The organism is Streptomyces sioyaensis, from assembly GCF_004122735.1.
GTDB lineage: Bacteria > Actinomycetota > Actinomycetes > Streptomycetales > Streptomycetaceae > Streptomyces > Streptomyces sioyaensis.
Genome location: NZ_SDIF01000144.1, coordinates 1 through 14,419, shown reverse-complemented (window position 1 = coordinate 14,419; position 14,419 = coordinate 1). Strand labels below are relative to the sequence as shown.

General features: G+C 70.9%; 14 protein-coding genes and 1 pseudogene. 9 read left to right on the top strand and 6 right to left on the bottom strand.

What is annotated here, in order from left to right; translation table 11 throughout:
* Positions 1-251: 251 nt before the first annotated feature.
* Positions 252-536: a glutaredoxin family protein gene (locus EST54_RS30110; protein WP_006604747.1), complete on the bottom strand. Its 285-nt coding sequence runs from the start codon at positions 534-536 to the stop codon at positions 252-254.
* A 411-nt stretch (positions 537-947) separates the two neighbouring features.
* Here EST54_RS30110 and EST54_RS30105 point away from each other — a divergent pair, with 411 nt between their 5' ends.
* The 4 genes from EST54_RS30105 to EST54_RS30090 all read left to right on the top strand — a co-directional run bounded on the left by EST54_RS30105 (position 948) and on the right by EST54_RS30090 (position 5,800).
* Positions 948-1,721, top strand: coding sequence for a redox-sensing transcriptional repressor Rex (locus EST54_RS30105; protein ID WP_129250870.1), 774 nt, complete (start codon positions 948-950; stop codon positions 1,719-1,721).
* A gap of 64 nt (positions 1,722-1,785) precedes the next feature.
* Positions 1,786-3,141: a glutamyl-tRNA reductase gene (locus EST54_RS30100; protein WP_129250869.1), complete on the top strand. Its 1,356-nt coding sequence runs from the start codon at positions 1,786-1,788 to the stop codon at positions 3,139-3,141.
* Positions 3,138-4,154, top strand: a complete 1,017-nt coding sequence (gene hemC / locus EST54_RS30095; RefSeq protein WP_129250868.1) for a hydroxymethylbilane synthase — start codon at positions 3,138-3,140, stop codon at positions 4,152-4,154. The genes EST54_RS30100 and hemC overlap by 4 nt, the downstream gene beginning before the upstream one ends.
* Complete coding sequence (locus EST54_RS30090; RefSeq protein WP_129250867.1) at positions 4,151-5,800, top strand: bifunctional uroporphyrinogen-III C-methyltransferase/uroporphyrinogen-III synthase; 1,650 nt, start codon at positions 4,151-4,153, stop codon at positions 5,798-5,800. Before hemC ends, EST54_RS30090 begins: the two co-directional genes overlap by 4 nt.
* A 64-nt stretch (positions 5,801-5,864) precedes the next feature.
* Here EST54_RS30090 and EST54_RS30085 read toward each other — a convergent pair whose 3' ends face one another.
* Together EST54_RS30085 and EST54_RS30080 are read right to left on the bottom strand one after the other, a co-directional pair.
* Positions 5,865-6,071, bottom strand: coding sequence for a DUF397 domain-containing protein (locus EST54_RS30085; protein WP_129250866.1), 207 nt, complete (start codon positions 6,069-6,071; stop codon positions 5,865-5,867).
* Positions 6,068-6,901, bottom strand: a complete 834-nt coding sequence (locus EST54_RS30080) for a helix-turn-helix domain-containing protein (RefSeq protein ID WP_129250865.1) — start codon at positions 6,899-6,901, stop codon at positions 6,068-6,070. Before EST54_RS30080 ends, EST54_RS30085 begins: the two co-directional genes overlap by 4 nt.
* A 162-nt stretch (positions 6,902-7,063) precedes the next feature.
* Here EST54_RS30080 and EST54_RS30075 point away from each other — a divergent pair, with 162 nt between their 5' ends.
* The 3 genes from EST54_RS30075 to EST54_RS30065 all read left to right on the top strand — a co-directional run bounded on the left by EST54_RS30075 (position 7,064) and on the right by EST54_RS30065 (position 8,923).
* Positions 7,064-7,522: an ATP-binding protein gene (locus EST54_RS30075; RefSeq protein ID WP_372448248.1), complete on the top strand. Its 459-nt coding sequence runs from the start codon at positions 7,064-7,066 to the stop codon at positions 7,520-7,522.
* Positions 7,523-7,600: 78 nt separating this feature from the next.
* Positions 7,601-8,590, top strand: a complete 990-nt coding sequence (gene hemB / locus EST54_RS30070) for a porphobilinogen synthase (RefSeq protein ID WP_129250864.1) — start codon at positions 7,601-7,603, stop codon at positions 8,588-8,590.
* Between the two features lie 150 nt (positions 8,591-8,740).
* Positions 8,741-8,923: a CsbD family protein gene (locus EST54_RS30065; RefSeq protein WP_129250863.1), complete on the top strand. Its 183-nt coding sequence runs from the start codon at positions 8,741-8,743 to the stop codon at positions 8,921-8,923.
* Positions 8,924-8,963: 40 nt separating this feature from the next.
* Here the strand turns inward: EST54_RS30065 and bla are convergent, their stop codons facing one another.
* Together bla and argS are read right to left on the bottom strand one after the other, a co-directional pair.
* Complete coding sequence (gene bla / locus EST54_RS30060) at positions 8,964-9,911, bottom strand: class A beta-lactamase (RefSeq protein WP_129250862.1); 948 nt, start codon at positions 9,909-9,911, stop codon at positions 8,964-8,966.
* Positions 9,912-10,009: 98 nt separating this feature from the next.
* Complete coding sequence (argS, locus tag EST54_RS30055) at positions 10,010-11,803, bottom strand: arginine--tRNA ligase (RefSeq protein ID WP_129250861.1); 1,794 nt, start codon at positions 11,801-11,803, stop codon at positions 10,010-10,012.
* A 175-nt stretch (positions 11,804-11,978) separates the two neighbouring features.
* On the opposite strand from argS, the gene lysS reads away from it, so the two are divergent.
* A complete protein-coding gene (gene lysS, locus EST54_RS30050) occupies positions 11,979-13,703 on the top strand; it encodes a lysine--tRNA ligase (protein ID WP_129250860.1) in 1,725 nt (574 codons plus the stop codon).
* Between the two features lie 123 nt (positions 13,704-13,826).
* Positions 13,827-14,048 carry a hypothetical protein gene (locus tag EST54_RS30045; RefSeq protein ID WP_129250859.1) on the top strand — a complete coding sequence of 74 codons (222 nt, stop codon included), beginning with the start codon at positions 13,827-13,829 and terminating at the stop codon, positions 14,046-14,048.
* A 55-nt stretch (positions 14,049-14,103) separates the two neighbouring features.
* Here the strand turns inward: EST54_RS30045 and EST54_RS34330 are convergent.
* A pseudogene (locus EST54_RS34330) lies at positions 14,104-14,419 on the bottom strand (DUF2637 domain-containing protein); the annotation flags it as partial.

Genomic DNA, 14,419 nt, shown 5'->3' with positions numbered 1-14,419 from the left:
CGCCATGGCTCTCCCGTCTCCCGACCACCGCCCCGGCAGGAGTCCCCACGGGACGAGGGGCGTCCCGTGGGGACTCCTGCCGGGGCGGTGGTCGGGAGACGGGAGAGCCATGGCGACAGCGTAGCCAGTTTGTTCGGTGCAGCCGGTTACGGGCGCGTGTCAGGACGACCGGCGGCGGTGGACGGTTGCGTTACGGCCATGCTGGGGGCGTTCGCGGCGGCGGCCCCGCGGGCGGGCGGCGCGGGCGTCGCTCAGGCGCCCAGTGCGGTGCGCAGGCGCTTGGGGTCGACGCGCCAGAAGTCGTGCTGGGCGCCGTCGACGAGGATGACCGGAATCTGTTCCCAGTACTTGCGGTGCAGCTCGGGGTCCTCGGTGATGTCCTTCTTCTCCCAGGACGCGCCGGTCTCGGCGCAGACCTTCTCGATCACGGCCTGGGCGTCGTCGCAGAGATGGCAGCCCGGCTTGCCGACGAGGGTGACCATCCGGTCGGCGGGGCTCTTGCGGGGGCTGCGGCTGAACGGGCTGAACGGGGCCATGGAGTCATTGTGCCGGGTCGCGGCGGGGCCGGGGTACGCCCTGTGGACAACGCCGGGCCCGCCGGGGCCGGGTGCCCGGCCCGGCTGTGCGGGGTTTTCCGGCGTGCCCCCGGTGGGTCCGGGTCGCTTACCATCGATAGGCGATTTGTAGATTTCCGGGGGTACGGCGGTGAGGAGTGAGGGCGCGTGCTCCCCTCGGTGCTGCCTGGTGAGATGGGCGGTGCGAGCCAACGCCGGGACGTGGAAGTTGGTTCCACGGAGGCCGGTAAACGCCGCGTGACACCCATCACTTTGGCCGGGCAAATCGGACACCATCTTTGTGCACGCGTTCACAAAGACATAGCCTGCACAAGACAGGGCGGTCGGGTTCCAGACGGTCGCCCGCAGCCCCGCTCTACCCGCAGGAGCACCGTGGCAACTGGCCGAACTCACCGACCGGCGACCCGAAGCCGAGGCATTCCCGAGGCCACCGTCGCCCGTCTCCCGCTGTATCTGCGCGCCCTGACCGCGCTCTCCGAGCGTTCGGTACCCACGGTGTCCTCCGAGGAACTCGCGGCCGCGGCGGGGGTCAATTCCGCCAAGCTGCGCAAGGACTTCTCCTACCTCGGCTCGTACGGGACCCGCGGCGTCGGCTACGACGTGGAGTACCTCGTCTACCAGATCTCGCGCGAGCTGGGGCTGACCCAGGACTGGCCGGTTGTGATCGTCGGTATCGGTAACCTCGGCGCCGCGCTCGCCAACTACGGCGGCTTCGCCTCGCGTGGCTTCCGCGTCGCCGCGCTGATCGACGCCGACCCGGCCATGGCCGGCAAGCCCGTCGCGGGCATCGGGGTCCAGCACACCGACGAGCTGGAGCACATCATCGAGAGCAACGGCGTCTCGATCGGTGTCATCGCCACGCCGGCCGGCGCCGCCCAGCAGGTCTGTGACCGCCTGGTCGCCGCCGGTGTCACCTCGATCCTCAACTTTGCGCCGACCGTGCTGACCGTGCCCGACGGGGTGGACGTCCGCAAGGTCGACCTGTCGATAGAACTGCAGATCCTCGCCTTCCACGAGCAGCGCAAGGCAGGTGAGGAGGCCGGGCCCGACGGTGGCGCCCCGGTTGCCGCCACCCGTGCCGCCGCGGCCGTCGCGGGCGAGGGCAAGGGACCTGACGGGGACGTACCCGCCGTGATGCCGGCATGAGCGAGCGAATCATCGAAAGGTGCGTCACAGACGAAGGCTGTGCCTCGCGAAGCGAGGTGCACGCATGAGTCTGCTGGTCGTCGGGCTGAGCCATCGCAGCGCGCCGGTGAGCGTGCTGGAGCGGGCCGCGCTCGCCCCGGAGTCGCGCGGCAAGCTGCTGCAGGACGCGGTGTCGGCCGAGCCGGTCACCGAGTCCGCGGTGCTCTCCACCTGCAACCGCATCGAGGTCTACGCGGACGTGGACAAGTTCCACGGCGGTGTTGCCGAGCTGTCCAGCCTCCTGGCCCGGCACAGCGGCGCCGGTCTGGAGGAGCTGACCCCTTATCTGTACGTCCACTACGAGGACCGTGCCGTCCACCACCTCTTCTCGGTGGCCTGCGGCCTGGACTCGATGGTCGTCGGCGAGGGGCAGATCCTCGGGCAGATCAAGGACGCGCTGGCCGTCGCCCAGGAGCTGCACACCGCGGGCCGGCTGCTGAACGACCTGTTCCAGCAGGCCCTGCGGGTCGGCAAGCGCGCCCACAGCGAGACCGGTATCGACAAGGCCGGCCAGTCGCTGGTCACCTTCGGGCTGGAGCAGCTCGCGGCCGGCCAGGACGTCGAGAGCTGGGCGCAGGGCAAGCGGGCGCTGGTGATCGGCGCCGGATCGATGTCGTCGCTGGCCGCCACCACCCTCGTCCGGGCCGGTGTCGGTGAGCTGGCCGTCGGCAACCGCACCGTCGAGCGGGCCGAGCGGCTCGTCCAGTTGCTCACCGAGCCGGGCGGACCCGGCGCGGCCACCGGGCTCGCCGCCCGCGCGGTGGCGATGACCTCCGTCCCGCAGGAGCTGGCGCTCGCCGACATCGTGGTGTCCTGTACCGGCGCGACCGGCCTGGTCCTGGCCGGGGAGATGGTCGCGGCCGCGCGCGAGGGGAACACGGCGCCGCTGGCGCTGCTCGACCTCGCGATGCCGCGGGACATAGACGCCGCGGTGCACCGGATCGAGGGCGCGCACCTCGTCGACATCGAATCGCTGGCCGACGCGTCCGCGGACGCGCCGATGGCGGCCGACGTGGACAAGGTGCGCGGCATCGTCTCCGACGAGGTCGCCGCGTTCGGCGCGGCCCAGCGGGCCGCGCACATCACCCCCACCGTGGTCGCCCTGCGCACCATGGCCTCGGACGTCGTCAGCAGCGAGATCGCCCGGCTCGACGGCCGCCTTCCCGACCTGGACGACAAGCAGCGCGCCGAGATCACCCAGACCGTGCGCCGGGTCGTCGACAAGCTGCTGCACGCGCCCACCGTGCGGGTCAAGCAGCTCGCCAGCGAGCCCGGCGGCGCCGGGTACGCGGACGCACTGCGGGAACTGTTCGACCTCGACCCCGAGACGGTCGCCGCCGTCAGCCGGGCCGACACGCGTGATGCACGGGAGCGGGCATGAACGACAGCACCACCAGAGCGCTGCGGCTGGGTACCCGCCGCAGCAAGCTCGCCATGGCCCAGTCCGGGCAGGTCGCCGAGGCGGTGCGCGCACTGACCGGCCGCCCCGTCGAGCTGGTGGAGATCACCACCTACGGCGACACCTCCCGCGAGCACCTCGCGCAGATCGGCGGCACCGGCGTGTTCGTCTCCGCGCTGCGCGACGCGCTGCTCAGCGGTGAGATCGACTTCGCCGTCCACTCGCTCAAGGACCTGCCCACCACCCAGCCCGACGACCTGACGCTGGCGGCCATACCCGTACGGGAAGACCCCCGCGACGCGCTGATCGCCAGGGACGGCCTGACGTTTGAACAGCTGCCCGACGGCGCCCGGGTGGGGACCGGTTCCCCCCGGCGGATGGCGCAGCTCAACGCCTGGGCCAGGTCGCTGGGCCGGAGTGTGGAGGCCGTGCCGATACGCGGGAACATCGACACCCGCATCGGCTTCGTCGAAAAGGGCGAGCTGGACGCGGTCGTGCTGGCCGCCGCCGGACTCACCCGTATCGGCCGCATCGACGAGGCGACGCAGCTGCTGTCGCCCGACGTGGTTTTGCCCGCCCCCGGCCAGGGGGCACTGGCGATCGAGTGTGCTGCGGTCAACGCAGACCTCGTCGCACAGCTCGCCGAGCTCGACGACCCGGACACCCGGGCCGCCGTGACCGCCGAGCGCTCCCTGCTCGCCGCCCTGGAGGCCGGCTGCTCCGCACCCGTTGGGGCGCTGGCCGACCTTTCCCCAAGCTCTCGACGTCGTTCGAGCAGGGGAGGCCCCAAGGCTGACGAGCAGGCTGTCACCGAATTGCATCTGCGCGGTGTCGTCGGCACGACCGACGGCAGCACGCTGGTGCACTTGTCCACCACCGGGCACGCACCCGCCTCTCCCGACGACGTGTCGACCCCGCTCAAGCTGGGCCGTGAACTCGCCGCCGAGATGCTCGCAAAGGGTGCGGCCGGTCTTATGGGGGAGCGAGCACTTTGAACCCCACCGCCCCAAACCACTCCGCCTCCGGTCAGGTCACCTTCCTGGGTGCCGGGCCGGGAGACCCGGGCCTGCTGACGCTGCGTGCCGTCGAGGCGCTTGCCTCCGCGGACGTCTTGATCGCCGACCCGCAGGTGCTGGACGTCGTGCGCGTACATGCCCGCGCACAGGTCGACACACCGCTGCAGGCGTCAGCTGACGCGGCGTCAATCCCTGCGGACGTACCGGCGCTTCGCGACACCGCCAATCTTGTCATGGCGGCGGCCCGAGCGGGCAAGCGGGTCGTACGTGCCGTCACCGGGGACCCCGGCCTGGACGGTTACGTCGCCGAGGAGATGCTGGCCTGCGCCGCGGAGGGCATCGTCTTCGAGGTGGTGCCCGGCATCGCCGCGGCCGTCGGCGTGCCCGCGTACGCCGGGGTGCCGCTGCGGGACGCCCACGGCACCGACGTGCGGTTCATCGACGCCCGCACCGCCGACGAGCGCTGCTGGACCGAGGTCGGTGCCAGCGATGCCACCGCCGTGGTCTCCACCAGCCTCGACTCGGTGGCCGCGGCCGCCGGTGAGCTGGTGTCCGCCGGCCGCAAGCCGGACACCCCGCTGACCGTCACGGTCGCCGGCACCACCACCCGCCAGCGCACCTGGACCGCCACCCTCGGGTCGATCGCCCAGGTGCTCAAGGCCGCCAAGGTGTTGCCGTCGGCGGACGGCGGCCAGCCGGTCATAGCCGTGGTCGGTGAGCGCAGTGCCGCGGCCCAGCGCGACCGGCTGTCGTGGTTCGAGTCCAAGCCGCTGTTCGGCTGGCGGGTGCTCGTACCGCGCACCAAGGAGCAGGCCGCTTCGCTCTCCGACCAGCTTGTTTCGTACGGCGCGGTGTCGCACGAGGTCCCCACGATCGCCGTCGAGCCGCCGCGCACCCCGCAGCAGATGGAGCGCGCGGTCAAGGGCCTGGTCACCGGCCGCTACGAGTGGATCGCCTTCACCTCGGTCAACGCCGTCAAGGCCGTCCGGGAGAAGTTCGAGGAGTACGGCCTGGACGCCCGGGCCTTCGCCGGGATCAAGGTCGCCGCGGTCGGCGAGCAGACCGCCAAGGCGCTGGTCGCCTTCGGTGTGAAGCCCGACCTGGTGCCGAGCGGCGAGCAGTCCGCCGCCGGGCTGCTGGAGGACTGGCCGCCCTACGACCCGGTCTTCGACCCGATCGACCGCGTCTTCCTGCCGCGCGCCGACATCGCCACCGAGACCCTGGTCGCCGGGCTGATCGAGCTGGGCTGGGAGGTCGACGACGTCACCGCCTACCGGACCGTGCGCGCCTCGCCGCCGCCGGCCGAGACGCGGGAGGCCATCAAGGGCGGTGGCTTCGATGCCGTCCTCTTCACCTCGTCGTCGACGGTCCGGAACCTCGTCGGTATCGCGGGCAAGCCGCACAACGTGACGGTGATCGCCTGTATCGGGCCGGCCACCGCCAAGACCGCCGAGGAGCACGGGCTGCGGGTGGACGTCATGTCGCCGGAGCCGTCGGTGCACAAGCTGGCCGAGGCGCTCGCGGACTTCGGCGCGGCGCGCCGCGACGCCGCGATCGAGGCCGGGGACCCGGTCACCCGGCCCAGCGAGCGGCGGCCGGGGTCGCGTCGGCGGGCTCGTAGCTGAGCGGACGGCAGTAGGCAGTAGTGGGAACGGCTGAAGGGCGCCTCTTTCGGGGCGCCCTTCAGCGTTACCGCATGGCGGCGTACGGGAGGAAGTCGGCCCAGGTGGTGGGGGTGAAGGTGAGGCGGGGGCCGTCGGGGTTCTTGGAGTCGCGGATGAGGATGGTGTCGGGGGTGGTGGCTACCTCGACGCATTCCGGGCCGTCGCTGGAGCTATAACTGCTCTTTATCCATGCCAGGGCGGAGCTGTTCCCGCCGGAGGGCTTGAGGGTCATGTCTCTCCCCGCACTTTCTCGATGAAGGCAAGCGACTCCCGTGGAGTGAGCGCCTGCGCCCGGATCATGCCATAGCGCACTTCGAGGGTCTGGAGCTCTTTGGGATTGAAGATCATCCGGCTGACGAGCTGGCTCTCGCTGTGCCCGACGGTGGAGCCATCCTCCAGCCTGAGCAGCTGGAACGGCCCGTCAAGCCCCGCATTCTCTTCGCGGCTCAGGGGCAGCACCTGGATCGACACATTCGACAACTGCCCGACCTCCAACAACCGTTCGAGCTGCCTGCGCAGGACCATTGTGCCCCCGGTGCACCGCCGTAACGTCGCCTCGCACTGTACGAAGCTCACAACCGGCAGCCCTGTCGCTGTGCTGACGATCCCCTGGCGGTCCATGCGACCGGCCACGCGCCGCTCGACCTCGTTCTCCGGGAAGGGTGGTTGTCGGTTTCCGATGACCGCCCGCGCGTACTCGTCCGTCTGCAACAACCCATGAATTACCGAGTTGTTGTACGCACACAGCTCGACCGACTCCGCCTCCAGCTTCTTCAGGTCCCGGACCTTCTTCGGGTACCTGATCCCCGCCACGTCCGTCTTCAGTGCCGCGAGTTTGCCACCCGCCCCCGTGACCTCGTCCGCCCGGTCCAGGAACTCCGGCCGGGGGATCCGGCGGCCGCGTTCCACCGAGGAGACCGTCTCCTCCCCGTAACCGATCGCCGCGCCCAATTCCGCCTGGGTGAGGCCGGCCGCCTCCCGCCACAGCTTCACTTGCCGTACCACGGCCTTCATCACCGCACCGGCCTCGTCGTCGTCCGTCCCGGTGTCCCAGTCATCCACGTCTGCCGCCGCCCCTCCGCCAAGCCGTACGCGTCCAACTCCGGTCGCCCGTACGCGGTCACCCCGTACGGCCCGGACAGAGCCGGGCCGCAGCCGGACAGTCACCGTGAGCACGGGTGTCAGCCCTTCTCAGGCTAGGTACGCGCGACCACGCTGTGTGACGTGAATCAGCGAATCGCAATCAGCAATTCCGTCACCGCGCTCGCCGCGGGCCCCGCCCCGGCGCTCCGGTTCTCCGTACCGCTCTCCGCCACCCGGCGCGGAGCACGGCTGGCCCGGCTCCTGGCCGCCGAGCAACTGCGCTCGTGGGAGCTGCCGTTCGACCCTTCTCTGTTGCTCGTCGCCGAGCTGGCGGCGAATGCGGTGTTGCACGGGCGGGTCCCCGGGCGATGCTTCCGTCTCGGTCTCGTCGTCACCTCGCCCGCCACGCTCCGTATCGAAGTGACGGACACCCGGGGTGATCGGCTGCCCGCCCACGCTCCGGAGGGCGGCGGTCTCCTGGCCGAGTCCGGGCATGGCCTGTTGCTCGTCCCGGAGTTGGCGGACCGGTGGGGCGTCGAGGAGGGGCCGGTGCCGTGCAAGACCGTATGGGCGGAGCTCGACCTCGGCCCGGCCGCCTGAGCGGGCCGGATGCCGGACCCGTCCGCTCCGACGACACGTCGGCAAAGGCAGGGGCAAAGCGGGCGTAGCGTGGGCGGTATGACGAAGTACGGAAGCTTCCCAGGGGCGCGGCCGCGGCGCCTGCGCACCACCCCCGCCATGCGGCGGATGGTCGCGGAGCACCGGCTGCACCCGGCGGATCTGATCCTGCCCGCGTTCGTGCGGGAGGGGATCAGCGAGCCGGTGCCGATCTCCGCCATGCCGGGCGTCGTCCAGCACACCCGCGACACGCTGCGCAAGGCTGCTGTGGAGGCGGTCGAGGCCGGGGTCGCCGGGATCATGCTGTTCGGGGTGCCCGAGGACGCCAACAAGGACGCCGTCGGCACGGCGGGCACCGATCCGGACGGCATCCTTCAGGTCGCCATCCGGGACGTGCGGGCCGAGGTCGGCGACGACCTCGTGATCATGTCGGATCTGTGCCTGGACGAGTACACCGACCACGGGCACTGCGGTGTCCTGGACGCGGAGGGCCGGGTCGACAACGACGCCACGCTGGAGCGCTACGCCGAGATGGCGCAGGTGCAGGCCGACGCGGGCGTCCACGCCGTGGGGCCCAGCGGGATGATGGACGGCCAGGTCGGTGTGATCAGGGACGCCCTGGACCAGACCGGGCACGAGGACGTGTCGATCCTCGCCTACACCGCTAAGTACTCCTCCGCCTTTTACGGGCCGTTCCGGGAGGCCGTCGGCTCCTCGCTCAAGGGCGACCGGAAGACCTACCAGCAGGACCCGGCCAACCTCCGTGAGTCGCTGCGCGAGCTGGCGCTGGACCTCGACGAGGGCGCCGACATGGTGATGGTCAAGCCGGCGCTGCCGTACCTCGACGTGCTCGCGAAGATCGCGGACTCGGTGGACGTGCCCGTCGCCGCGTACCAGATCTCCGGTGAGTACGCGATGATCGAGGCGGCCGCCGAGAAGGGCTGGATCGACCGCGACAAGGCGATCCTGGAGGCGCTCACCGGCATCAAGCGGGCCGGGGCGAACATGATCCTGACGTATTGGGCGACGGAGGTCGCGCGGGGCCTGTGAGGCGCCCGGCGCGCTGCTCGCCACTGCTCTGCTCCCGTCCCCGGACTCCGGGGGCGGGAGCTTTGTCGTAACTGCCACGTTTTGACCGTCGCCTGCCGGGCACGCACCGGTTGTCAAGGAAGAACCCGACCGACCGAGGAGCGGGTAACCATGACCGCCAAGCGCAAGATGCAGGCCAAGGGCGCGCAGGTCATCGGCGCCATGAAGGAAGTCGTCGGCCGGGCCACGCACAACCGCAAGCTCCAGGCCGAGGGGAAGGCCGAGAAGTCCGCCGGGCACGGGATGAGCGCGAGCGAGAAGGCCAAGGACACGGTGCGCAAGCACATGCCCTGACCGCTCCCCGGCCGGCCCGGCTGCGGCGGACCCCCGTGGCTCAGCCCGTCACGGCCTGCGCGAGGACCCTCGTCACGCCCGCGACCAGCGGATCGTCGGAGGGCGCGGCCTGCTGTGCCGTGCCCGTCAGCACGGCGAGCACGATCGGGGTGCCGTCCGGGGTCCAGGCCACCCCCACGTCGTTGCCGGTGCCGTACGAGCCGGTGCCCGTCTTGTCGGCGAGGGCCCAGTCCTTGGGCAGTGCGGCGCGGAAGCGTTCCGTGTTGGTTTCGTTGGCCTTCATCCATGCCGTCAGCCGGCCCCGGTCGGCGGGCGTGAGGGCGTCGCCCAGGAGCAGCCGGGCGTAGGTACGGGCGATGGCGGCGGGGGTGGTGGTGTCCGTCGTCCGCCCGGGCTCGGCCGAGTTCAGTTCCGGCTCCCAGCGGTCGAGGCGGGTGGTGCGGTCGCCGAGGGAGCGGGCGAAGTCGGTGACGGCGGTGGGCCCGCCGAGAGCGCGCAGCAGGAGGTTGGCGGCCGTGTTGTCGCTGCGCTGGAGCGCGGCGGCGCACAGCTCGGCGATCGTCATGCCGGTGGCGGTGTGCTTGCCGGTGACGGGGGAGTTGGGCACGACGTCGGCGGCGGTGTAGTGGACGCGGCGGGCCAGGGTCTCCCCGTTGTGGTCGAGATCGCGCAACACCGCCCCGACGGCGAGGGTCTTGAAGACCGAGCAGAGCGGGACGCGGGTGTCGGCGCGGTAGGCGACCGTGGCGCCGGTGCGGGTGTTGTGGGCGAAGGCGCCGACCCGTGCTCGGTGCGCCCGCTCCAGACGGCGCAGGGCCGCATGGGCGCCATCGGTGGCGGACGACGGTCCCTTCGCGGCGGCCGGTTCCTTCGCGGCGGCCGGCGCGCTGGAACCCGCCAGCAGACCTGCCGTCAACAGGCCGGCCCCCGCGCCGAGTAGGGTCCGCCGGGTCGGCACGGCGGCGGGCGTGCCGCTGTTCTCGTACATCGCTGGTCCTGCCCCTCCATGGAGAAAAAACGGAGCGGCCCCGTACAACAGCTGCGCTGTACGGGGCCGTTCCGGTCGGAGCCTAGGCGATGCCGGGCTCAGAGGCGTTCGGGAGTACGGATTCCGAGCAGGGCCATGCCCTGGTGGAGGGTGCGGCCGGTCAGATCGACGAGGAAGAGCCGGTTCTCGACCACCTCCACCGGGTTGTCGGCGCTGATGACCTGGCACTTCTCGTAGAACGCGGTGAGGTGCGAGGCGAGCTGGTACAGATATGCGGCCAGGCGGTGCGGCTCGAAGGACGCCGCGGCCTCCGCGAGCACCTCGCCGAACTGGTCGAGATGCAGGCCCAGCGCCCGCTCCGCCGGGGCCAGCGTCAGCTCCGGGTGGGCGGCGGGGCGGTGCTCGCCGGCCTTGCGCTTGATCGACTGGATCCGGGCGTAGGCGTACTGGAGGTAGACGGAGGTGTCGCCGTTGAGCGAGACCATCTGGTCCAGGTCGAACTTGTAGTCACGCACGGCCGAGGTCGACAGGTCGGCGTACTTCACCGCGCCGATGCCGACCTGGGCGCCGTTCTCGGTGATCTCCTGCTCGGTCAGGCCGACCTTCTCCGCCTTGTCCCGCACCACGGCCGTCGCCCGCTCGACCGCCTCGTCCAGCAGGTCCACCAGCCGCACCGTCTCGCCCGCGCGGGTCTTGAACGGCTTGCCGTCCTTGCCCAGGACCGTGCCGAAGGCCAGCTGCACGGCACGGGTCTTGTCGTCCAGCCAGCCGGCCCGCCGGGCGGTCTCGAAGACCATCTTGAAGTGCAGGGACTGCCGGACGTCGACGACGTAGAGCAGGGTGTCGGCGGAGAGGTTGTGGACCCGGTCGCGGATCGCCGAGAGGTCGGTGGCGGCGTAGCCGTAGCCGCCGTCGGACTTCTTGACGATCAGCGGGACGGGGTTGCCGTCCGGGCCCTTGACGTCGTCGAAGAACACACAGAGGGCACCCTCGGAGCGCACCGCGACGCCGGACTCCTCCAGCAGCCGGCAGGTCTCCTCCAGCATGTCGTTGTAGCCGGACTCGCCGACGATGTCGGGGTCGCGGATGTCCATGTCGAGCTTGTGGAAGACCGAGTAGAAGTAGATCTTCGACTCGTCGACGAACCGCTGCCACATGGCCAGCGTCTCTTCGTCGCCCGCCTGGAGGTCGACGACCCGGCGCCGGGCCCGCTCCTTGAACTCCTCGTCGGAGTCGAAGAGCGCACGCGAGGCCTTGTAGAGGCGGTTGAGGTTGGACGCGGCCTCCTCGCCGGAGATCTCCGCGCTCTCGCCGTCCGTGCCGCGCTTGTGGTCCAGCTCGTGCGGGTGCTCGATGAGGTACTGGATGAGCATGCCGAACTGGGTGCCCCAGTCGCCGATGTGGTGCCGGCGGATCACCTTCTCGCCGGTGAACTCCAGGATCTCGACCATGGCCGCACCGATGACCGCCGACCGCAGATGGCCGACGTGCATCTCCTTGGCCACGTTGGGCTGGGCGTAGTCGATCACGGTCGTACCGGCCCCGTCGGCGTACGGCACGCCCAGGCGGTCGTCGGCGGCGCGGGCGGCGAGGGTCGTGATGATCGCCTCGTCGGCGACGGTGATGTTGAGGAAGCCGGGTCCGGAGACCTCGATCTCCTTGATCACCGCACCGCTCTCGCCGGCCGGGATGCCGGCCACGACCTGCGCGGCCAGCTCCCGGGGGTTGCCCTTGAGCTGCTTGGCCAGCGCCAGCATGCCGTTGGCCTGGAAGTCGGCCCGGTCGCTTCGTCGCAGCAGCGGGTCGGCGGCGCCGGCCTCCGGCAGGGCTGCCGAGAGGGCGTCCGCGACGCGCTGATGGACCGAAGCTGCGAGGGAAGTGACCGAGGCCATGGAGAGGTGCTCTCTTCCGGAAGGGAGGTGTTGTGGGAGGGGAAAGGGTTTGCCAATGAGTATCCCACGGCACTACCACTGATTTTCCGTCTGGGACAATGGGCACCGTCAGGCTTTTGCGCGTCTGCGCGCAGGACGGCGCAACGAGGATCATCAGGAAGAGGAAGGGCCGATCGTGGCTCAGCAGAGCACCGAGACCGACTGGGTCTCCAGGTTCGCGGACGAGGTCATTGCCGAGGCGGAGCGCCGCGCCCCCGGCAAACCAGTCGTCTGCGCCTCGGGCCTGAGTCCGTCCGGCCCGATCCACCTCGGCAACCTCCGCGAGGTCATGACCCCGCATCTCGTCGCCGACGAGATCCGCCGCCGCGGCTACGAGGTCCGCCACCTCATCTCCTGGGACGACTACGACCGCTACCGCAAGGTCCCGGCCGGCGTCCCGGGTGTCGACGAATCCTGGGCCCAGCACATCGGCAAGCCGCTGACCTCCGTACCGGCCCCGGCCGGCTCGGCGTACCCGAACTGGGCGGAGCACTTCAAGGCCGCCATGAGCGAGGCGCTCGCCGAGCTGGGCGTGGAGTACGACGGCATCAGCCAGACCGCGCAGTACACCTCCGGCGTCTACCGCGAGCAGATCCTGCACGCGATGAAGCACCGCGCGGACATCGACGCGATTCTCGGCCAGTACCGCACGAAGAAGGCGCCGGCCAAGAAGTCGCAGAAGCCCGTGGACGAGGCCGAGCTGGAGGCCGCCGAGGGCTCGGGCGCGGCCAGCGAGGACGACGGCAGCGGCGGCTCGGCCGGCTACTTCCCGTACAAGCCCTACTGCGGGCAGTGCGAGAAGGACCTCACGACGGTCACCTCGTACGACGACGAGACCACCGAGCTGGCCTACACCTGCACGGAGTGCGGCTTCGGCGAGACGGTCCGGCTGACCGACTTCGACCGCGGCAAGCTGGTCTGGAAGGTCGACTGGCCGATGCGGTGGGCCTACGAGGGCGTGATCTTCGAGCCGTCCGGCGTCGACCACTCCTCGCCCGGCTCGTCCTTCGTCGTCGGCGGCCAGATCGTCCGGCAGATCTTCGACGGCGCGCAGCCCATCGGCCCCATGTACGCCTTCGTCGGCATCAGCGGCATGGCCAAGATGTCCTCGTCGCGCGGAGGGGTGCCGACACCGGGCGACGCGCTGAAGATCATGGAGGCGCCGCTGCTGCGCTGGCTGTATGCGCGCCGCAGGCCCAACCAGTCCTTCAAGATCGCCTTCGACCAGGAGATCCAGCGGCTCTACGACGAGTGGGACAAGCTGGAGTCCAAGGTCGCGGACGGCACCGCCCTGCCGGCCGACGCCGCCGCGCACTCCCGCGCGGCCCGTACCGCCGCCGGTGAGCTGCCGCGCACCCCGCGCCCGCTGCCGTACCGCACGCTCGCCTCGGTCGCGGACATCACCGCCGGCCATGACGAGCAGACGCTGCGGATCCTCGGCGAGCTGGACCCGGCCAACCCCGTCACGTCCCTGGACGAGACCCGCCCGCGGCTCGACAAGGCCGAGCACTGGATCAACACCCAGGTCCCGGCCGAGCAGCGCACCATCGTCCGTGACGAGCCCGACGAGGAGGCGCTCGCCACCCTCGACGAGCAGGCCCGCGGCTCGCTGCGGCTGCTGCTGGACGGTCTCGACACGCACTGGTCGCTGGACGGGCTGACCACGCTGGTCTACGGCGTGCCGAAGGTCCAGGCGGGCCTGGAGCCGGACGCCAAGCCGACGCCGGAGCTGAAGGTCGCCCAGCGCGCCTTCTTCGCCCTGCTCTACCACCTCCTGGTCGGGCGGGACACCGGGCCGCGGCTGCCCACCCTGCTGCTGGCCGTCGGCGCCGAGCGGGTGCGCAAGCTGCTCGGCGGATGACGTCTGGCGGTGGGCCGTTGCCGGTGAGGCGTAGACCCGCGGGCGGGGGTACGACTCACCGGTGAGCAAGGGGTCGGTCCCAGGGAGGAGGAATCCCGGGGCCGGCTCCTGCACGCTGAAGCCATGAGGGGATTCTTAGGCTTCATCTTCATGATTCAGGGCGCGATGGGCTTCATCGGGCAGACGTTCTCCGACCGTGCCTGGGGGGTGCTGCCGCACTTCGTCGACCTTCCGGCGGTCGCCTACCTCGGCGTTTTCGCGGCCGGTGCGGCGCTGGCCGTCTGGGGCGAGGCGGACAGGAAGCGGAAGCAGAATCAGCAGCAGGCGGGGCCGGGGGCCTCGTAGCGCCTGTCGGGGGCAGGCGGCCGGGTGTTCCGTAGGGCCTGCCGGGGGGCAGGCCCTACGGGATGTGTTCGGTCTCCATCTCCGTGCGGAGCCGCAGCTGGAAGTCGCGGATGAACCCGCGGAGGTAGCCCTCGCTCAGCGGCCCGCCGTCCCGGCCGGTGGCCCCGTAGGAGTGCAGCAGGTAGCGGCCGAACTGCCGGGTGTCGGGGAAGGCGTTCTTCTCCGCCACGTACGTCCGGTACGCCGAGTAGTAGGCCTCCTCGCGCGGGACGTCGTCGGGCAGTGCCGAGAGGACGGGCAACTCCTCGGGTTCCGGGGCGAGTTCGGGTTCGGGGGTGGGTTCGGGAGCTGTTTCCGGGGTCGGTTGGGGG